Consider the following 18,493-nt stretch of genomic DNA (forward strand, 5'->3'; position numbering starts at 1 on the left):
GGTGCGGCGTTGCTCCGTTGGCTGCTATGTGTGGCGCCTACGTCACACCAGTGCCGCGCCGCCGTCGATCGCGAGCGTGGTGCCGGTGACGTAGGCGTTGGCCAAGACGAAGAGATAGGCCGCCGCGGCTTCCTCGGCAGTGCCGACACGCCGCGTGAGCAGCTCGGACCCGGCGCCCTCGAGGAAGGCCTCCGGGTCCGGGACACTGCCGTCCCACAGCTCGGTACGGATCACACCGGGCTGGATGACGTTGACGCGCAGAGGGGCGAGTTCGACGGCGAGTGCCCGGGACAGGGCCTCGATGCCGCCGGTGATACCTGCCGTGAGCGCGGTTCCGGACAGGGGGCGGATCGCGAGGACGCCGGAGCTGAAAGTGATCGAGCCGCCGTCACGCAGTCGCGGTGCAGCGTACTTGGCGGAGAGGAACGCGCCCCAGAACCGGCGCTCGAAGACGGCCCTGGCCTCCTGCGGGGTGGTGTCGACCAACGGCTTGATCAGCAGAGATTCGCCCGCGGTGTAGACGAGGTGGTCGAATTCCCCGACCTGCTCGAAGAACGCGGCGATGGCGTTGCCGTCGGCGACGTCCAGGCGGCGGCCTTCGGCCGGCTCGCCCAACCGCTTCGTCGCGGCGTCCACGCGGTCCTGATTGCTGGAGGCGACCACGACGTCCGCGCCAGCCGTCGCGGCCTGTTGGGCTATCGCGAAGCCGATGCCGGAGGTTCCACCGATGATCACGATCTTCTTGCTAGCCAGAGACATGGGATCCATTCCTTCGTCGATGCAGTGCGGGGTTCGGTAACCGCCATGGCAAGAACGTACGCCCCCACATCGAGACGGTGAATGACTTGAGATCTCGATTCCCTGTCATATCGTCTCGCCATACAGGCACTAGAGTGGCGCCATGGACATCCTGAGCGACACCCTCGAAGTCCTGCGCACGGGACGCCCGATGGTGACTCGCACCGACGCGCACGCCCCGTGGGCCCTTAAGTTCCAACCCATCTCAGGAGCCGGATTCCACGTGGTCGTGGAAGGGCACTGCCACCTGCTGCCACCGCACGGCCAACCGCTCGCGCTCGGACCCGGCGACATCGTGTTCCTGCAGCGCGGCAGCGGACACACCCTGTGCGACGTGCCGGATCGCGATCCGGTGGACTTCGTACCGGACCGCGTGGACCGTTCCTCGCCGATCGGCCAGGTCACCGTGGACGGACCGGGGCTGCACACGGTGCTGGTGTGCGGCGCGTACGCGATCGACGTTGATCGCCCGCATCCGCTGTTCGGCGATCTACCGGAGGTCATCCACCTCCCCGCGGTTCCCGGCCGCCACCCGGTGCTGCGCTCGGCGGTCGATCAGCTGTGCGCCGAGTTCCACGCGCCGCAGCCGGGCTCGGACGCGGTCGTCACGGCGCTCATCGATCTGCTGCTGCTGTACATCCTCCGGTCGTGGTACGCCGAACTACCGAAGGAGCGGACCCGGGGTTGGGCGGCCGCGCTGACCGACCCGGCAGTCGCCCCAGCCCTGAAGGCGATCCACGACGATCCCGGCCATCCCTGGACCGTGGAGTCTCTGGGCACCCGCGCCGGGCTGTCCCGTGCGGCGTTCGCCCGCCGCTTCGCCTTGGTGGTCGGCGAGCCGCCGTTGACCTACCTGACCAACTGGCGGATGGCCACCGCGGCGCGGTTGCTGCACCAATCGCCGACCCCGCTGAGCACAATCGCGCAGCACACGGGGTACACGTCGGAGTTCGCCTTCGCCAAAGCTTTCAAACGACACTTCGGGACGCCGCCGGGGGCCTACCGCAAGCAGGTCAAGACGGCAGGCGACGAACCAGGCGGATACAACTGACGGTGAGGGCCAGGACATCGCCGCAGCGGATTGGGAAGCGGTGGTCGCTGCCGATCCCGGCCACGCGGTGGCCCCGATGTGGTGGAGCGCCGGGCGGATCGTGTCCAAGAACCCGGCGATGCGGTGATCGCGACGATGTGCGGTGGCGGAGGTTCTGGAGGCGAAGGTCCAGGTTGACGACGGCCTGGACCACCACCAAGTCCGGAACTGGACCGCCTGGCACCGACACGTCACCCTGGCCGTGCTCGCCCTCGCGTTCCTTGCCGCGGCAGTCGACGACGCGAGGCCGACTAAGCGGGTCCGGGCGAGTCCTCCCTGGGGGTGGATTAGCCAGGCCTTAAGGCAGCCTTAAGGAGTGGGGGAGATCCAATGGGGGTGATCGTCCCAGGCTGACGGGTCACCGCAGATCAGGGTGGTCCCAGGGTCGTCCGTTTGCCCAGCGCATATGACGGGACACCCCTCCGGAATCAACCATTCCGGGGGGTGTTTTCCCATGGAACGGCCCGGGCGGGCACATCGGCCCTCCATGATGGGTGCATGGCGGGCCTGGAGGGTGTGGAACAACCGCGGCAGCGCAGCAGCGCTTCCGTCGTGCGACTGACGGCGGCTCTTGAAGACGAACAGGGCCTCAGAGCGCTGGAGTTGTACGGTAATCCGGCCGAGGTGGAAGTGACCTTGCCCTCCATGCCCGAGTCGGCCAGTACGGCACGGCGACTCGCGCGGTACGTGGTGATCCGTTTCTGGGGCTTCTCCCCGCAGGTGTCCGAGCACACGGTGCTGCTGGTCTCGGAGCTCGTCGGCAACGCGGTGCGCCACACCGGTGCCCGGACCTTCGGCTTACGGATGCAGCGCCGGCGCGGTTGGATCAGGGTCGATGTGCGCGACCCCTCGCGCGGACTGCCCTGCCTGATGCCGGTCCATGAACTGGACGTCTCCGGCAGGGGCCTCTTCCTGGTCGACAAGCTCTCCGACCGGTGGGGCGCCGACCTACTGCCGCGCGGCAAGATCACCTGGTTCGAGATGCGGGTGGCCGACCGCTGACCGATCGCACTGCGGCCACCGTGAGTTGTCGGCCGGTCGGCCGAACGCCGCTGGTGCCCCGCTACTCCAGCGCCCCGATACCCCGATACCCCGAAACGCCTGAAGCCCCCGGTCGCCGTTGGTGGGGCGTCGTGGGGGCTTCATGGGTGCGCCGAGGATCGAAGGGGGTGTGATCCTCGGCGTGGCGACTTCGCTCGGGTCAATGGGGAAGTCGTGGATTCGACTATGGCAGACGGGCGACCAAACGCCAAAAGCCCCAACTTGGACATAAGTGTGCATATCTTAAGAGTTTCCATCTGAATCCTAGGTGAGGTCGGCCACTCGCCTCACATTCAATGAATAGCTATCCACTGCCCTGTGTGATTCGTTGATCACATGCGAGGGGATCCCCTGTGGGGGTCACCCTCGATGAAGGTCCGAATTGGGTCAATCATTACCTACGCGGTCGTTCACCCCTTAAATGGGCAGGTGCCCTGCTACCCGGACCGCCGATCCGCCCTCCGCGCCGGCGCGGCGGCAGCCGCCGGCGCCCTGACCGCCGCCTGCGGCGCGGGCGGCCGGAGCCCCTCCGCGCTCCCGGCCAAGCCGGCCCCTGCCGTACCCGGCCGGGCTCCCGCCCCGGCCCCGCGCCGCTTCCCCGGACAGCCCGACGAGATCGGGCACGGTCCGCGCGACCGTCCCCGGGTCGCCCTCACCTTCCACGGCAACGGTGACCCCGCCATCGCCCGGGCCGTGCTGGCCGAGGTCGAAAGGGCGGGGGCGCGGGTCACCGTACTGGCGATCGGCAGTTGGCTCGACGCCCACCCGGACATGGCCCGCCGCGTCCTGGACGCAGGCCATGAGCTCGGCAACCACACCCAGCGCCACCTTGCGATTAACACGCTGCCCGAGGCGGAGGCGTACGCCGAGATCACCGGCTGCGCCCAGCGGCTCAAGCGGCTCACCGGCTCCGTCGGCACCTGGTTCCGGCCCTCGCAGACCCAGTACGCCACACCGCTCGTCAAGAAGCTGGCCCAGCGGGCGGGCTACCCGCACGTCCTCTCGTACGACGTGGACTCCCTCGACTTCACCTCGCCCGGCGCCGCGGCCGTCATCCGCAACGTCACCGGGACGATCCGCAGCGGATCGGTGGTGAGCCTGCACTTCGGCTACGCGGACACGGTCGACGCGATGCCGCCCCTCCTCGAAGAACTCGCGCGCCGCAAACTGCGCGCGGTGACCACCACGGAGCTGCTGACCCCATGAAGACCATCCGCCTTCCCCGGAAGGCCGCCGTGCTGCTGGCCGGTCTGGTCCTCGCCGCCCTGGCCGGCTGCGGATCAGTCGACAAGGGGCCCGCCGAGGCGCTCGGCTCCGAGGGGCCGGCCCGCCAGCCCGCCAAAGCCGTCCCTGCCGTACCGCCGGGCCTGGCCGGCATGCCGCCCCTCCTCGACCCCCACGACGTGTATGCGGCCGACCGGCCCAACCAGCTCTCCCCGGTGGTCAAGGACTTCCCGTCCCGCGTCTACGTGCCGAACACCACCTCCAACACGGTGTCCGTCATCGATCCGAAGACCTACAAGGTCATCGACACCATCCCGGTCGGCGTCCAGCCACAGCACGTAGTCCCCTCCTGGGACCTGAAGACCCTGTGGGTCAACAACAACCGCGGCCACACGCTCACGCCGATCAACCCGGCCACCGGCGAGGCCGGTGAGCCCGTCGAGGTGCACGACCCGTACAACCTCTACTTCACCCCGAACGGCAAGTACGCAGTCGTGATGGCCTCCATGGACCGCGAGCTGGTCTTCCGCGACCCACACACCATGAGCCGGGTGAAGACCGTCCCGGTGACCTGTTACGGCGTCAACCACGCGGACTTCTCCGCCGACGGCCGCTACTTCATCGTGAGCTGCGAGTTCTCCGGCGAGCTCATCAAAGTCGACACCGAGAAGATGGAGGTCGTCGGCCAGCAGAAGCTGCCCTTCGAAGGCGCGATGCCGCAGGACGTCAAGATCTCCCCGGACGGCAAGACCTTCTACGTCGCGGACATGATGGCCCACGGCATGTGGGTGCTCAGCGGCGACAAGTTCGACGTCCCGAAGCTGCTGCCCACCGGGAAGGGCTGCCACGGCCTCTACGTCAGCCGGGACTCGAAGGAGATGTACGTCTCCAACCGCGGCGAGGGCAGCATCTCCGTCTTCGACTTCACACAGAACAAGCTCACCAAGAAGTGGGAGCTGCCCGACGGCGGCAGCCCCGACATGGGCGGGGTCTCCGCCGACGGCAAGGTGCTGTGGCTGTCGGGCCGCTACAACTCCGAGGTCTACGCGATCGACACGGTCACCGGCGAGCAGCTCGCCAAGATCCCGGTGGGCGGCGGTCCGCACGGCCTGGCCGTCTACCCGCAGCCCGGGCGCTACTCGCTCGGCCACACCGGCATCTTCCGCTAGGGCCGTACCGGGCGCCGCGGGCCGGTGGACCCTTCCGGTCACAGCACCGGACCCGCAAGCACACGCCGCGCCCCGCCCACTGCGCGCACGACGGACGCGGGGGTGGGGGTGCCCCGCGGAGCCGGCACCGGCTGCGGTGGCCGCCGCGGAGGACGGCACGTCGAGAATGCTGGGGGTGTCCAGAAAGAACGACAGACCGGCCGCCATGTAGTCGAAACAGACCTGCACTTGCTTGTCCGTGATGGATTCACCGTCCGGAAACTTGGGTCCGATGAAGTGCAGAGCCATTTCCTCGCAGCGCTGGTGGAATTCTCCGTAGATCTCCAGGAAATGCAGGACCCGCCGGTGCGGGAGCTGGTGAACGGGGCTTGGGTGGAACTCTGAAAGTGCCCTCACGTGGATCTCCGCCTGGGGGCGTCCCGATTCCCCCACGCCCTTGACGTTGCGCCGGCGGACCGCCTTGATCGCCTTCGCGGCCCGCCTCTCCGCATGGTCCCGGGAGTAGCCGAAAGCGGCTGGCATCCGGTCCACATGGAGGTCGGCGTAGACGAAGTCGACCTGCGCGAAGCAGGTCACCGTCCATCGGGCGAGACTGCCGATGCGCTCGGAACTGAAGTAGCGTTTCCGGGACCCACTCCGATGAGCGCATGTCGCCGTCTTCCCAGCTGCGGCGGCACGTGCGGGTGAAGGGCAGAACTTCGAATGATGCGTCAGCTGTGATCGTCACCCGTGTGATCGCCCTAGTTGCCGCTTGTCCCTGGTATCTCTGCGCTCCTGGTGTGGCGGAAATGCCGGTACGTTGTGCGGTGACCCTGGAACGTGACACGTCCGGGATGTATTCCGTGGCCGGAATTGGCGCTTCCGTATTGCGGAAGGGTAATTGAATTCATATCTGCCGCCCGACCGGGACCCGCGGGAGGGGCGGCCTCGGGGCTGCCGCTACCCTGGGCCGGTCAACAAGCACCAAGAAGGGGTGGATCCCAGTGGCTGACATCGAGAGCGCGCGGGCGACGTTCGGCAAGTTCGACGCGGACGGTGACGGCTTCGTCACGGCCGACGAGTACAGCGCCGCCATGAAGGCGATGGGCGACGCGTACGTGACCGGCGCCGTCGCGGACGCCGTGATCGCCGCCAAGGACACGAACGGCGACGGCCTGCTCAGCTTCGACGAGTTCTGGGCCTCCCTGAACAAGTAGGGCCCGACCCGCCGGGCTCACGCCGCCCCCGTCACGCCCCTCTGTCGGGCGGGGCGGGGGCGGCGCGCTGCCCGCGGCGCTTCGCCGTCGACTCCCCGGCCGCTGCGTCGGGCTCCGTCATGCCCTCGACCTCGCCGAGGGCCTCCTCCAGCCAGCGCAGCCAGAACGTCTCCAGGCCGATGCCGCCGTGCAGTACGAGCCGCCGCAGCCGGTCCTCGTCGCCATCCCGCTCCGGTGGGAAGTCCTTCTCCTCGATGGCCTCGTACACCGCCAACTGCCGCCGGTGCAGCTCCAGATGGCGCCGCAGTTCGCCGGCCAGCCCCTGCGGGCCCACCACGCCGGCCGCCCGGATCCGCAGCAGCAGCGGATCGCGGATGGCCTTCGGGTCCTGACTCTCGCCGACCCACCGCGCGAGCTCCGCGCTCCCGGCGGCCAGGACCTCGTACTCCTTGCGCTGCCCCCGGACGGGCACCTGGCTGGGCAGCTCCCGGATCAGCCCGGCCTCCTCCAGCCGCCCGAGCTCGCGGTAGATCTGCTGGTGCGTGGCGGACCAGAAGTACCCGATCGACTTGTCGAACCGCCGGGTCAGCTCCAGTCCGGACGAGGGTTTCTCAAGCAGGGCGGTGAGGATGGCGTGCGGCAGCGACATGCGGCCATCCTAGGTTTGGGGGAGCCCGGACCGGCTGTTCGCCCGGGCTCGCCCTTTTGTCCAGGCCCGGGCCGACGCCACGGGTGACATCGACGGAGACGGTCCAGATCGACTCCACCACGAGCCGTGGCCCCCCGCCTTGCGATGCACCGCACCGGACGCCGTGGGCCTACCGGCAAACCAGCGGAGCCGGCAACTCCCGTTCGGAGTAGGTCAGTTCATGACAGCGAATCCCGAAGCCGCGATCCACCATCGGACGGTCATTCGAAGGCGGGCCCTAGCTCCAGGCGGACAGCGCCTCCGGGGTCTTCGGACCCGCCGCGTCCGCGTCCAGCAGGGCACGGGCGCGCAGGAACGAGGTCACCGCCGGGGACCATGCCTGGCGCAGGCCCGCCGAGGCCAGCAGGCCGGGGTCCGAGAGCAGGTCCTGCGCCGGGCCCACGCGGATGCCCGACGGAGTCAGCACCGCTGCGTCGTCGGCCCAGCGGACCGCCAGGTCGACGTCGTGCGTGGCCATGACGACCGTGGTGCCGGCGGAGCGGAGACCGGCCAGGACGTCGAGGAGCCGCTCCTGCCCGTCCGGGTCCAGGCCAGCCGTCGGCTCGTCCAGGATCAGCACCCGCGGAGCCATCGCCACGGCGCCCGCGATGGCCGCGCGCTTGCGCTGACCGTACGAGAGCAGGTGCGTCGGGCGGTCCCGCAGCGCCGTGATGTCGAGTGCCGCCAACGCCGAGTCCACGCGGGCCCGGACCTCGTCCACCGGGAGCCCCAGGTTCATCGGGCCGAAGGACACGTCCTGTTCCACCGAGGCGGCGAAGAGCTGGTCGTCCGGGTCCTGGACCACCAGCTGCACCGCCGTGCGCAGGCGGGTCAGGCCCGCCCGGTCGTACGACACGGCCGCGCCGTCGAGGCGCAGTGCCCCGGACCCGGGGCGCAGACCCCCGCTCAGCAGCCTCATCAGGGTGGTCTTGCCGCTGCCGTTGCGGCCCAGCAGGACCAGTGCCCGGCCCTCCGCGATGGCGAAGTCCACGTCGGAGAGGACCGCCGGACCGTCCTCGTACGCGTAGCCGGCACCGGCCAGTTCCACCAACGTGTTCACAGGTACAGCCCCTTCATGGTGAGAGTCAGCGTGATCAGGGCCGCCAGCAGCGCCCCCGACGCCGCCAGGAACCGCCACGACAGGGCCGCCTCGGGTACGAGCACCCGCAGCGCGCCGTCGTAGCCGCGCCCGGCGAGCCCCACCTGGAGCCGCGCCGCGCGGTCGAAGGCCCGTACGAACGACGTCGCAGCGAGCCCGGCCAGCGACCGCCACACCGCCGCTCGGCCGACCTGTCCCAGGCGGGCGGCCTGGGCGCGCCGGACCTGGGCCATCGAGTCCAGTAGCAGGAAGCTGATGCGGTACATGACCAGCGCCACGTCCACCACCGGCGCCGGAACCCCGGCCCGGACCAGCCGGGGCAGGACGTCCGAGACCGGTGTGGTGAAGGCGAACAGCAGCACGCCGAGGGAGGCCGCCGAGGTCCGCAGGAGTAGTTCCGCGGCGTGCCGGGGGCCGTCCGGGGCCAGCGAGAGCGGACCCGCCGGGCCGCCCACCGCGACCAGCAACGGCAGCGCTCCGGTGAAGCAGAAGCCCAACGGGATCCGGAAGGCCCGCCACAGCTGTCGGCCGGCCACGCCGGCCGGGCCCAGCAGCACGGCGAGGGTCGCCGCGGCGACCAGGGGTCCACCCGGCCAGGGCGGCAGGCACACGGCGGTGACCGTCAGCCCCAACCCCAGCAGGGCCTTCTCCAGCGGGTGGCGGCCCCGCCAGCGACTGCTGTGCGCCGCCACGTCGATCGGTAGCACGGGCTACGACCCCGTGGACGGCGCGGCTTCGTCCGGGGCCGAGGTCGAGGTCGGGGTCGGGGTCGGGGCCGGAGCGGCAGCCGCCGTCGCCGCGGCGGCGGCGCCTTGACGGCGGCCCGCGCGCAGCCCGAAGTAGTAGGCGAGCACGCCCGCACCGAGCGCGGCCTGGAGGGCGAACAGCGCTGATTCGATCTCGGCGGACGGGGGCTCGTACAGAGGGGAGAACCACGGCTCGTAGTCGGGCTTGAGCTCCGTGATGGCGGCCTCCGCCTGCGCGTCCGCGCCGGTGAACGGCTCCTCCTCGCCCTCGCCCAGCCCCAGCGCGAGCGGCAGCACGGCCAGCGCTGCCACCAGGAACAGCAACAGGCCGTTGATCTTCGCGTTCCGGCTCGTGCCCATCAGATCGCCGCCTTCTGTCCGCTGCGTCCGCTCAGCTTCGCCACGCCCAGCCGGACCAGGTCCGACTTGCTCGACTGCATCAGCAGCCGCATCACGAGCACCGTCAGCAGACCCTCGCTCACGGCGAGCGGGAGCTGCGTGACCGCGAAGATCCCGCCGAACTTCGCGAGCGCACCCAGGAACCCGCTCCCCGGGTCGGGGAAGGCCAGCGCCAGCTGCACTGAGGTCACGCAGTAGGTGATCAGGTCGGCGAAGAAGGCGCCGAAGAACACGGTCACCATCAGGGGGACGTCGAAGCGCCGCAGCAACAGGTAGACCCCGTAGCCCGCCCAAGGACCGGCGATCGCCATCGAGAAGACGTTCGCGCCGAGGGTGGTCAGTCCGCCGTGTGCCAGCAGCAGTGCCTGGAAGAGCAGCGTGATCGTGCCGAGGACCGCCATGATCGGTGGCCGGAACAGGATCGCGCCGAGCCCCGTTCCGGTGGGGTGCGAGCAACTGCCCGTCACCGAGGGAATCTTCAGTGCGGACAGGACGAACGTGAACGCTCCGGACGCTCCGAGTAGCAGTGTGCTCTCCGGATTGGCCTTCACCTCGCGGGTGAGGGCGCGGACACCGTGGACGACGAAGGGAGCGGACGCGGCGCCCCAGGCGGCCGCGTGCAAGGGGGGCAGAAACCCCTCGGCTATATGCATGAGTGGGGAGACCTCTCCAGCACCTCGTGGATGGACAACGCGCCCCGGCCGGTCTCCTGGCTCACGGGTGCTGGTGCCCTGACTCCGCCTTCCCAGGCGATGCGGATCTTCCCGCGCCGCCCAGTGGCTTCCCGCTGGGGTCCCCCTGGCGGAGGCAGGGGGAGAGTGGAGTCAGTCTTCCCGTTCACAGTGGCGAGGGCCGCACCGGTTTCCCACCGGTTTCCCGAACACCAAGGCCCGCTGACCCTAGTCGGACGTGCGGACCGGTAACAACCCGACCCCATCCCCCGATATGGGATTCGCATTCCGCTTCGTGATGTTCCGGCCACCCGGGACGACCCCTTCGGCCCGGCCCGGCCCCCGGACGGATGCGTCCCGGTGGCGGGCGCGACCTGTGGGGCACAGGCTGGCGCCGTGGCCTCCGCATACGACTACTCAGACCTGAGCGCCGTCTACGTCAACTGCACCCTCAAACGCTCGCCCGAGACGAGCAACACCGAGGGCCTGATCGACAGGAGTCGCGCCGTCATGGAGGCGGCCGGCACCCGGACCTCGCTGATCCGCGCCGTCGACCACGACATCGCCACCGGTGTGTGGCCGGACATGACCGAGCACGGCTGGGAAACCGACCAGTGGCCCGTCCTGTACAGCCAGATCATGGACGCCGACATCCTCGTGCTGTGCGGACCGATCTGGCTCGGCGACAACAGCTCCATCATGAAGCAGGTCATCGAGCGGCTCTACGCCTGCTCCTCGATCCTGAACGAGCACGGCCAGTACGCCTATTACGGGCGGGTCGGCGGCGCCCTGATCACCGGCAACGAGGACGGCGTGAAGCACTGCGCCATGAACGTCCTCTACAGCCTCCAGCACCTCGGCTACGCGATCCCGCCACAGGCCGACGCGGGCTGGATCGGCGAGGCCGGGCCCGGGCCCTCGTACCTCGACCCCGGATCGGGCGGTCCCGAGAACGACTTCACCAACCGGAACACGACCTTCATGTCCTGGAACCTCATGCACCTGGCCGCCCTGCTCAAACGCTCGGGAGGCATTCCGGCGCACGGCAACCAGCGCTCGCAGTGGGATGCCGGCTGCCGCTTCGACTTCCCGAACCCCGAGCACCGCTGAGCAAACGACCGGTCGGCGTGGAAGGCCCGGCCGGTGGGGATCCTGCTCGGGCCGCCGATGGCGTCAACGAAATGCGGTGCCGGACGGGGGGTCCGGCACCGCGCCGTGCTGGTGAGTGGTCGGGTGTCAGCAGGTCAGAACGGGTCCCGCCCAGTCGGCGTGGTCGCTGTTGCTGCCGTCGCCGCCGTCGGTGACGACGAGGTGCAGTTCGTTGGCGCCGGCGAGGTCGGCGGTGAGCCGCTTGGCGCCGGAGGCGGCGTTCATCAGACCGCTGTCGGCGACCTTGGTGCCGTCCTTGTAGATCTGGAAGGCGACCGTGCCGCGGCCCATCGCCTCGGCGTCGATGCCGACGTCCGTGGCGAGCGAGGTGCACGAGCCACCGAGGTAGTAGACCACCTCACTGGGCGCGTTCACCCCCAACCCCTTGGCGTACGTGGCTCCCTTGATGGTGATGGTGCGTCCGTCGCCGGCCTGGTTGTCGCCGTTGCTCATGTCCTTCTCGACCTGGCCCCATCCGTTGCTGGCGGAGGACCAGGTGAGGTCGGAGAGCTGGTGCGCGCCGGCGGCGGGACCGTTGCCGCAGGCGATCTTCGCGTCGGCCCAGTCGGCGTGGTCCCAGCTGGTGCCGTCGCCGGCGTCGGTGACCACCAGGCGCAGGGTGGTGGCACCGGTGAGGTCGACGGTCAGCTTCTTGGCCGGGTCCTTGCCGGTGAGTTTTCCGCTGTCGGCGACCTTGGTGCCGTCCCTGTAGATCTGGAAGATCGCAGAGCCGTTGCCGTAGGCCTCGTCGTCCATTCCGACAGTGGTCGCCAGGCTCTTGCAGGCTTTGCCGAGGTTGAAGGAGAGGTCGCTGGGGGCGTGCGTGCCGAGCCCCTTGGCGTAGGTGGTGCCGCGGATGCTGATGGTGTGTCCGTCACCGTTCGCGTTCTGGCCGTTGCTGCGGTCGCGCTCGACGGGGCCCCAGTAGTTGGACTGGGTGAGGAACGGCAGGTCACTGAGGTAGTTCATGCCGGTGGACGGCGGGACTGGCGTGCTCGGGGTGACCCGGAACATTGCGGTGCCGTGCCCGGGGACCGTGGCGCTGATGGCGCCGGTGCTGGTGGTGGTGTGCTTCGACCACAGGTCCCTGACCGTGTAGGAGCCGGCGCCCGCGATGCCGATGGTCTGGACGGTGGTGCTGATGGTGGCGTCGTAGGAGCCCTCGTTGGTGAGGGTGACCGCGCGGCTGCCGTCGGCGAGCGGCTTGGACATCACCACCAGGCCGTTGTCGCTGGAGACGACCGAGCCCTGCTTGCCCAGCGGGTCCTGGTCGACCGCGATGACCTCGGCGTTGGTCAGGATGTCGAAGGTCTCCTGCTCGGCGGTACGCAGATCCGCGCCGATCAGCAGGGGGGCGGCCATCTCGGCCCACAGGCTGAAGTGGGTGCGGTACTCGGTGCCGGTCATGCCGCCGTTGCCGACCTCCAGCATGTCCGGATCGTTGAAGGCCCCGGGCTTGGCGTACGTGGAGAGCCCCTGGTTGGCGTGTGCGATGGAGATCATGCTCTGCCAGGTGTCGCTGATGTCCCCGGTGGTGCGCCAGGAGTTGCCGACCGGCTGCGCCCAGTTCCACGGGCCGGTGCTGCCCCACTCGCAGATGCTGTAGAGGATCGGGCGGCCGGTCTTCTTGAGCGCGTCGCCCATGGCCTTGTAGCGGGTCTGCGCGTCGACGCCCTGGTTGTTGCAGTTGTCGTACTTCAGGTAGTCGACGCCCCAGGACGCCCACAGGTTGGCGTCCTGCTGCTCGTGGCCGAGCCCGCCGGGGAAGCCCCGGACGTCGCAGGTCTTGGTGCCGGCACTGGAGTAGATGCCGAACTTCAGGCCCTTGGAGTGCACGTAGTCCGCGACGGCCTTGATCCCGTGCGGGAACCGCACCGGGTCGGGCACGAGGTTGCCGGAGGCATCGCGCTCCGGGAGGGCCCAGCAGTCGTCCAGGTTGACGTACTGGTAGCCGGCTCCCTTGAGGCCCTTGCTGACGAACAGGTCGGCCATGCCCTTGACCAGGTCCTCATTGAACTCGGAGCCGCACCAGGTGGTGTTCCAGTTGTTGAATCCCATCTGCGGGGTCAGGTTGATCCCGTTGTCCAGTGCCAGCGCCGGCGGCGCCACGGCGAGTTGGAGACCGACCGCCAGGGCACCGCCGCCGGCCAGCAGGGTGAGGGACGTTAACGCCGCGGAGATGCGGCGGGACAGCTTCGCTCTTGCGGACTGCAAGGTTCCTCCCATGGGGAACGAAACGAGCGGAACTCGACACACGGAGAGTGGATCGAGGGGCGCCGCCACCGCACGCACCGCCGACGCCGGACTTCGGGGCGTGCGGGTTGAGCGGCTCCTGGCGGAGGGCACGGGGTCCGAAGTCGGCGCCGCCCGCGCTCCTCCGGGCTTCGGGGCCGCCGCCTCAGGACATCAGGGTCCAGGACTGGCCTGCGGCCGATCCGTTGGGCTGGGTGAGGACGACGGCGGAGGTGGGGGCGGTCTGTGAGGCGTCCAGCGCGAGGCCGGTGGCCACGTTGGTGATGGTCAGCGCGCCGGTGGCGGTGTTCTGCACCACGCGCCACTTCTGGTAGGGGCTGTTGGGGTCCCAGCTGTTGAGGACCCAGGCCGGGCCGCCGTTCGGGCCGGGGCCGGTGAGGGTGCCGTGGACCTGGGTGCCGGTGTAGCAGTTGTCGGTGATGTGCACGGTGCCGTCGGCGTTCGCGTCGAACCGCCACTGCTCCGAGGTGTGCCAGCTCCACCAGGTGTTGATGTCGGTGGTCGAGCCGTCGGGGGCGCTGCAGGTGCCCTGGACCTCCAGGACCTGGCCGCCGGTGCCGCCGGCGCTGATGCCGTGGTACTTGCCGTCACCGATCACCGCCGCGGGAATGGTGGTGGGCAGCGGCTTGAGCCGGTACATGGCGACGCCGTGCGGGGCGACGGACGCGCTGATCGAGCCGGTGATGTTCCCGGTGGCGCCGGTCCACAGCTCCTTGGAGGAGTAGCCGGGGCCGGTCAGGCCGAGGGCGCTCAGGCTCGTCGAGACGGTCTGGGCGTTGTTCGGGTCCTGGTTGACCAGCAGTACGGCGGTGTCGCCGCCGGCGAGCTGCCGCTTGAGGACGAGCGGGGCGGTGCTGCTGCTGGGCGGGCTGCCGACCAAGGTGGCCGGTTTGGCGAGGGTGTCCTGGTCGACGGCGATGACGTCGGCGTTCTTGTAGATCGCCAACGCGCTCGCGCTGATACCTGTGGACCAGGTGAGGCCTTCGTAGGAGTGCTGGGAGTCGGCGGCGCTGCGCAGGTCTGCGCCGGAGATCAGCGGAGAGGCCATCATGGCGAGGATCGACATCTCGCTGCGCGACTCGGTGTCGCTCATCGGCTTGTGGCAGGTGCAGGTGTCCGTGACGCCGTACACACCGTACGGGTTCAGCCAGCCGGCGAACATCATGTCCATGTCGTTCCAGCTGCCGGGCCGCACGTTGCCCGGGTATTGCAGAGCGGTCTGCAACTGGCCGTTGTAGAGCACGCCTTCCAGGTCGGGGCCGCGGTCGCCGCCGATCCGGCACAGGTTCGCCACCTGGCCGCACCACACGCCGGTGGGTGCGTAGCCCGGGGCCTGGCGGGCGGGAGTGCCGGCCGCTCGGATGACCGGGTCGGTGCGGGCCGGGTCGTCGGAGGCCAGCAAGTACGGGGCGCCGGTGTGCACGGGCTGGGCGGAGACGCTGAGCGCCACGCGCGGCTTCCCCTGGTTGGCGGAGGCGGCGTCCAGGGCCCGCTGGAAGTCCTGGGTGCGGGCGTAGATGGACCGGGTCAACTCCCTGCCCTCGCCCTGGGTGTAGTAGTTGTAGCCGTCCGGACCGGTGATCTGCGGGCCGTACGGGCAGTCGTCGTACTTGACGAAGTCCACGCCCCAGGCGACGAAGTCGGCTGCGTCCGTGGACTCGTGCCCGAGGCTGCCGGGGTGTCCTTGGCAGGTGGTGTAGGTGTCGGTGGCGTACAGGCCGAACTTCATGCCCTTGCCGTGGGCGTACCAGGACAGGTACTCGATGCCGTTGAGGGTCCGCCCGTTGACGCTGTGGGACGGGAAGTGGTTCGGGTCTGGGATCAGGTGTCCCGTCGTCAGGTCGAAGCCGTTGCCGTCGGTACCGCTGGTGGGGTTGCGGTTGGCGTCGTACAGCTGCATCGCGCCGTAGGAGTTCTTCACCAGGTCCGTGCTCTGCCCGTCGCGGTGGTTCAGTGACCAGCCGTCGTCGATCGTGACGGTGTTGTAGCCGGCCTCGACCAGGCCGTTGGCGGACATGAAGTCGATGGTCTGGACTACCTGTTGCTGGGTCACGGCGGTGCCCAGGGTGTTCCAGGAGTTCCACCCCATGGGCGGGGTGAGGGCGAGTCCGTTGTCGAGGGCGGAGGCCGGGGTGGAGGCGGCGACGACGGCGGTGAGGCCGGATACCGCGAGCGACAGCGCAGCGAGGGCGTGCAGAACGGCACGGGGCACAGGTGGACGCATAGGGGCGCTCCAGGTGAGCGAGTGGGGGCGTGAGGTATCACGTTGGCTTCTGTTGAATTCATCTCCAGAGGTCGACGGCTGGAGGAATCTTCAAACAGAAAGCAACGCATGGTAGCCAGCCGAGGCGGCCGTACTCAAGCCCTCGTACACACCGTCTTCACAAGCCGTTGGTGAGGCCTGCATCTTGACGGGCCGTCACCGGCATCGGTGGCGAGAAGGCGAGGACCACTGTCGCGGCGAAGATCGTGACATGGTGGGCGAGCCCGCCTGCACGAGGGCGCCCTGTTCATCAGGGGCGGGACGTCGGTGCGGCGGGGATCCGCCCTCACCTGCGGCTGAAGGCGTGACGCTACGACAGTGCGACGTCGGCATAGGGACGGACGCACGCCCACGGGAACATCACAAGGCGATGTCGGCCCGTCGGCCCCCTTGACTTAGCAGTGCAATGGCACTGTGATATGTCACGTCACGTTGGAGCGTGTTGGTTTCTGAGGGTTTGACGGGCCCTTGGGAGTCTGCGCGGCGGACATGACGGTCCTGTAGGCACCCGGTCGATCTCCCTTCCCGCTTCGAATCCCACCCGCGCCGGGTCGCGCTGCGGACTCGACACAAAGGAGCGTCCCCTCGTGTTCCGAAACCACTCACCGCCGCACCGCCGCCGACTGCTGCTCGCGTCGGCTTGACGACCGCGGCGTGCTCGACCGGCACGGAGCTGTTCCTGGCGTCCAGAACATCGACCTGCCACCGATGGCGCCCCGGCCGGCTCCAAGGACAAGGCCTCGGTACGACGGCGACGGTGCGGTCAGGCTCCGGACCCCTCCGCGACCAGCAATTCGCCGACGGCGTCGGACAGCACGCTCCGGGCCTGCGCGCCGAGGCCGTCATCGGTGACGAACACGTCCACCTCGCCGAGCGATGCGAACCTGCTGAGGCCGATCACACCCCACTTCGTGTGGTCCGCGACCACCACAAGCCGACGAGCCGAACCGATGAGCGCACGGTTGGTCTGCGACTCCGCGAGATTGGGCGTCGTCAGTCCGGCTTCCTCGGACACCCCGTGCGCACCCAGGACGAGCAGGTCGACGTGCAGGGCCTTGATCGACTGATCGGCCAACGGACCCACCAGGGCGGCCGACCGGGTCGGCGCGCCGCCCGTCAGCAGTAGGGACGGCGCAGCGGCACCGTACTGCTCCTCCGCGCCGCGCAGCAGGTCGGCGACGGGCAGGGAGTTGGTCACCACGGTCAGCCCCGGTACCTCCAGCAGCCTGGATGCCACCGCGAACGCAGTCGTGCCCGCCGAGACCGCCACCACACTGCCCGGCTCGACCAGTGCGGCTGCCGCGTCCGCCACGGCCGCCTTCGCCGCCGACTCCAGCCCCGACTTGGCTTCGAAGCGCGGCTCGTCCATGGCGGCGCCGGAGGCCAGCACGGCACCACCATGAACCTTCTTGACGGCCCCGGACCGCTCCAACGCATCCAGATCCCGGCGCACGGTCATGTCGGAGACGCCCAACTCGCCGACCAGCTCCGCCACCCGTACCGCCCCGCTCCGGCGGACCAACTCGACGATGCGTTCCTGCCGCTGGTGCGCCAGCAACCCCGAATCCGCCACGGCCCAGATTCCCCTCACACCAGCGCGCCCCGCTCGAAACCGATCACCAGCAGTGCAAACGAACCGAAAACATCAGGAGCAAACGGTCCGAGGATAGTCGTCGGCATGGCCGGCTGTCGCCAGGAGCGAGCCCGGAGCGTGACCGGCATCGGCGCTGGAGCGCGCCGTGCCGCAGGATTATCGGTGCAGCAAGCTGCTCAACTCGGCGTCGAGGTCGTAGTACCGCTGTTCCTGGCCCCGCGGCACCAGCCCGACCAGCCGCCGGCACAACGCACGCACGTCCTTCGCGCGGGCCGACACCACGCAGCCCTGGTCTCCGTTGCTGAAGGCCAGGAAGACGCGCGGTTCGCCGCCCTGCCAGCGCGGCCACACCTGGATGTCCCCCTCGCCCGTCGCGCGGGTCTCCCCGTCGAGCAACAGGTCCCGGGAGAACACCCAGTGCGCCAGGTGCATGCCGGCGCCCTGGAAGTCGAGGACCAGCTCGTACGGCCGGTCGCGGCGGTAGGTGAAGGCCCCGTGCACGGGCACGGGCGCGGACGAGGCCTCCAGCCGGAGCGGGAGGAGGCGGTACTCGATGCCGTCCATGCACGACGCCTCTCTGTCGGCCTTCGAGGGGATCCCCACCCTCCCCGGGCAAGCTAGACCACCTGCTGTCCGCCCCTGCGGGCCGAAGGTCCCGATCCCCAGGGCCACTGGGCCCGTCTTCCCGCAGGAAACGCGGAAGGGCCGATGGCTGTTGCGTGCCGGCTCGGGCTCCCGGGCAGTCACGGGGGCGGGCGAGGCGAGTGCGGTGGCGGCCACGATGGCGTCGAGGGCGTACTCGTGGCCGTGCAGGCCGGCGGCGGCGAGGAGATTGCTGGCGTGGCGGGCGATGGCTTCGGTGGGCGGCACGATGTTCAAGCGGGAGACGGCGTAGTCGAAGCGGGCCCGGTTGACCTTGGGGTCGCGTGTTTCGACCAGCGTGACGGAGCTGGTGACCACGCGGATGTCCTCGGCCTCGGCCGCAGCGAGCCACTCGGTGAGTTCCGGGGAGCGTCGTACGAGTTTGGTGCCAGGGGGAGCGTCTGTCCCAGGGGATCCAGGGACTTTCCGCTGCGTAAGCAGGGAAGGCCCTGACAGCGCTGAAAGATTGAA

At 69.4% G+C, this 18,493-nt stretch carries 16 protein-coding genes, 4 pseudogenes and 1 riboswitch; of the genes and pseudogenes, 7 read left to right on the forward strand and 13 right to left on the reverse strand.

Annotation, left to right across the window (positions count from 1 at the left end; genetic code table 11):
• Positions 1–42: 42 nt before the first annotated feature.
• The gene (locus ABZZ20_RS14870) at positions 43–759 is read right to left on the reverse strand and encodes an SDR family oxidoreductase (RefSeq protein WP_356869807.1); all 717 of its coding nucleotides are present in this window, start codon (positions 757–759) and stop codon (positions 43–45) included.
• 142 nt (positions 760–901) lie between these two features.
• Between ABZZ20_RS14870 and ABZZ20_RS14875 the strand changes: the two genes are divergently transcribed.
• The 5 genes and pseudogenes from ABZZ20_RS14875 (at position 902) to ABZZ20_RS14895 (ending at position 5,322) form a co-directional block, all read left to right on the forward strand.
• Positions 902–1,849 carry an AraC family transcriptional regulator gene (locus ABZZ20_RS14875; protein ID WP_356869808.1) on the forward strand — a complete coding sequence of 316 codons (948 nt, stop codon included), beginning with the start codon at positions 902–904 and terminating at the stop codon, positions 1,847–1,849.
• A 157-nt stretch (positions 1,850–2,006) separates the two neighbouring features.
• Positions 2,007–2,201 (forward strand): annotated as a pseudogene (locus tag ABZZ20_RS14880) (hypothetical protein); the annotation flags it as partial.
• A 131-nt stretch (positions 2,202–2,332) separates the two neighbouring features.
• The gene (locus ABZZ20_RS14885; protein WP_356869809.1) at positions 2,333–2,890 is read left to right on the forward strand and encodes an ATP-binding protein; all 558 of its coding nucleotides are present in this window, start codon (positions 2,333–2,335) and stop codon (positions 2,888–2,890) included.
• 468 nt (positions 2,891–3,358) lie between these two features.
• Complete coding sequence (locus tag ABZZ20_RS14890; protein WP_356869810.1) at positions 3,359–4,135, forward strand: polysaccharide deacetylase family protein; 777 nt, start codon at positions 3,359–3,361, stop codon at positions 4,133–4,135.
• On the forward strand, positions 4,132–5,322 hold the full coding sequence (locus tag ABZZ20_RS14895; protein WP_356869811.1) for a hypothetical protein: 1,191 nt from the start codon (positions 4,132–4,134) through the stop codon (positions 5,320–5,322). The genes ABZZ20_RS14890 and ABZZ20_RS14895 overlap by 4 nt, the downstream gene beginning before the upstream one ends.
• A gap of 156 nt (positions 5,323–5,478) precedes the next feature.
• Here ABZZ20_RS14895 and ABZZ20_RS14900 read toward each other — a convergent pair.
• Positions 5,479–6,036, reverse strand: a pseudogene (locus ABZZ20_RS14900) (tRNA-dependent cyclodipeptide synthase); the annotation flags it as partial.
• 269 nt (positions 6,037–6,305) lie between these two features.
• On the opposite strand from ABZZ20_RS14900, the gene ABZZ20_RS14905 reads away from it, so the two are divergent.
• Positions 6,306–6,518 (forward strand): EF-hand domain-containing protein, encoded by a 213-nt coding sequence (locus ABZZ20_RS14905; protein WP_266625258.1) that lies wholly within the window; start codon positions 6,306–6,308, stop codon positions 6,516–6,518.
• Positions 6,519–6,549: 31 nt separating this feature from the next.
• Here the strand turns inward: ABZZ20_RS14905 and ABZZ20_RS14910 are convergent, their stop codons facing one another.
• The 5 genes from ABZZ20_RS14910 to ABZZ20_RS14930 form a co-directional block, all read right to left on the reverse strand.
• Positions 6,550–7,167 carry a PadR family transcriptional regulator gene (locus tag ABZZ20_RS14910; protein ID WP_356869812.1) on the reverse strand — a complete coding sequence of 206 codons (618 nt, stop codon included), beginning with the start codon at positions 7,165–7,167 and terminating at the stop codon, positions 6,550–6,552.
• Positions 7,168–7,444: 277 nt separating this feature from the next.
• Complete coding sequence (locus tag ABZZ20_RS14915) at positions 7,445–8,266, reverse strand: ATP-binding cassette domain-containing protein (RefSeq protein WP_356869813.1); 822 nt, start codon at positions 8,264–8,266, stop codon at positions 7,445–7,447.
• Positions 8,263–9,012, reverse strand: a complete 750-nt coding sequence (cbiQ, locus tag ABZZ20_RS14920) for a cobalt ECF transporter T component CbiQ (RefSeq protein ID WP_356869814.1) — start codon at positions 9,010–9,012, stop codon at positions 8,263–8,265. Before cbiQ ends, ABZZ20_RS14915 begins: the two co-directional genes overlap by 4 nt.
• 3 nt (positions 9,013–9,015) lie before the next feature.
• Positions 9,016–9,411, reverse strand: coding sequence for an energy-coupling factor ABC transporter substrate-binding protein (locus ABZZ20_RS14925; protein ID WP_356869815.1), 396 nt, complete (start codon positions 9,409–9,411; stop codon positions 9,016–9,018).
• Positions 9,411–10,103, reverse strand: a complete 693-nt coding sequence (locus tag ABZZ20_RS14930; protein WP_356869816.1) for an energy-coupling factor ABC transporter permease — start codon at positions 10,101–10,103, stop codon at positions 9,411–9,413. The genes ABZZ20_RS14925 and ABZZ20_RS14930 overlap by 1 nt, the downstream gene beginning before the upstream one ends.
• Before the next feature lie 28 nt (positions 10,104–10,131).
• Positions 10,132–10,386, reverse strand: a riboswitch (cobalamin riboswitch).
• A 131-nt stretch (positions 10,387–10,517) separates the two neighbouring features.
• On the opposite strand from ABZZ20_RS14930, the gene ABZZ20_RS14935 reads away from it, so the two are divergent.
• Positions 10,518–11,231, forward strand: coding sequence for a flavodoxin family protein (locus ABZZ20_RS14935; RefSeq protein WP_356869817.1), 714 nt, complete (start codon positions 10,518–10,520; stop codon positions 11,229–11,231).
• A gap of 126 nt (positions 11,232–11,357) precedes the next feature.
• On the opposite strand, the gene ABZZ20_RS14940 is transcribed toward ABZZ20_RS14935, so the two are convergent.
• The 6 genes and pseudogenes from ABZZ20_RS14940 to ABZZ20_RS14965 form a co-directional block, all read right to left on the reverse strand.
• A complete protein-coding gene (locus ABZZ20_RS14940) occupies positions 11,358–11,819 on the reverse strand; it encodes an NPCBM/NEW2 domain-containing protein (protein WP_356869925.1) in 462 nt (153 codons plus the stop codon).
• Positions 11,811–13,496, reverse strand: a pseudogene (locus ABZZ20_RS14945) (NPCBM/NEW2 domain-containing protein); the annotation flags it as partial. The gene ABZZ20_RS14940 and the pseudogene ABZZ20_RS14945, both read right to left, overlap by 9 nt.
• A gap of 172 nt (positions 13,497–13,668) precedes the next feature.
• A complete protein-coding gene (locus ABZZ20_RS14950; protein ID WP_356869818.1) occupies positions 13,669–15,747 on the reverse strand; it encodes an alpha-galactosidase in 2,079 nt (692 codons plus the stop codon).
• A gap of 802 nt (positions 15,748–16,549) precedes the next feature.
• A complete protein-coding gene (locus tag ABZZ20_RS14955; protein ID WP_356869819.1) occupies positions 16,550–17,359 on the reverse strand; it encodes a DeoR/GlpR family DNA-binding transcription regulator in 810 nt (269 codons plus the stop codon).
• 177 nt (positions 17,360–17,536) lie between these two features.
• Positions 17,537–17,944: an SsgA family sporulation/cell division regulator gene (locus tag ABZZ20_RS14960; protein WP_356869926.1), complete on the reverse strand. Its 408-nt coding sequence runs from the start codon at positions 17,942–17,944 to the stop codon at positions 17,537–17,539.
• A 177-nt stretch (positions 17,945–18,121) separates the two neighbouring features.
• Positions 18,122–18,463: pseudogene (locus ABZZ20_RS14965) on the reverse strand (PIN domain-containing protein); the annotation flags it as partial.
• Positions 18,464–18,493: the final 30 nt, after the last annotated feature.

This window comes from Streptomyces sp. NPDC006430 (assembly GCF_040612395.1).
Taxonomy (GTDB): domain Bacteria; phylum Actinomycetota; class Actinomycetes; order Streptomycetales; family Streptomycetaceae; genus Streptomyces.

Excerpts from the sequence above, each read along its gene's own strand:
- ABZZ20_RS14870 (WP_356869807.1), bottom strand. The coding sequence starts at position 759 with ATGTCTCTGGCTAGCAAGAAGATCGTGATCATCGGTGGAACCTCCGGC.
- ABZZ20_RS14875 (WP_356869808.1), top strand. The coding sequence starts at position 902 with ATGGACATCCTGAGCGACACCCTCGAAGTCCTGCGCACGGGACGCCCG.
- ABZZ20_RS14895 (WP_356869811.1), top strand. The coding sequence starts at position 4,132 with ATGAAGACCATCCGCCTTCCCCGGAAGGCCGCCGTGCTGCTGGCCGGT.
- ABZZ20_RS14910 (WP_356869812.1), bottom strand. The coding sequence starts at position 7,167 with ATGTCGCTGCCGCACGCCATCCTCACCGCCCTGCTTGAGAAACCCTCG.
- ABZZ20_RS14925 (WP_356869815.1), bottom strand. The coding sequence starts at position 9,411 with ATGGGCACGAGCCGGAACGCGAAGATCAACGGCCTGTTGCTGTTCCTG.
- ABZZ20_RS14930 (WP_356869816.1), bottom strand. The coding sequence starts at position 10,103 with ATGCATATAGCCGAGGGGTTTCTGCCCCCCTTGCACGCGGCCGCCTGG.
- ABZZ20_RS14950 (WP_356869818.1), bottom strand. The coding sequence starts at position 15,747 with ATGCGTCCACCTGTGCCCCGTGCCGTTCTGCACGCCCTCGCTGCGCTG.
- ABZZ20_RS14960 (WP_356869926.1), bottom strand. The coding sequence starts at position 17,944 with ATGGACGGCATCGAGTACCGCCTCCTCCCGCTCCGGCTGGAGGCCTCG.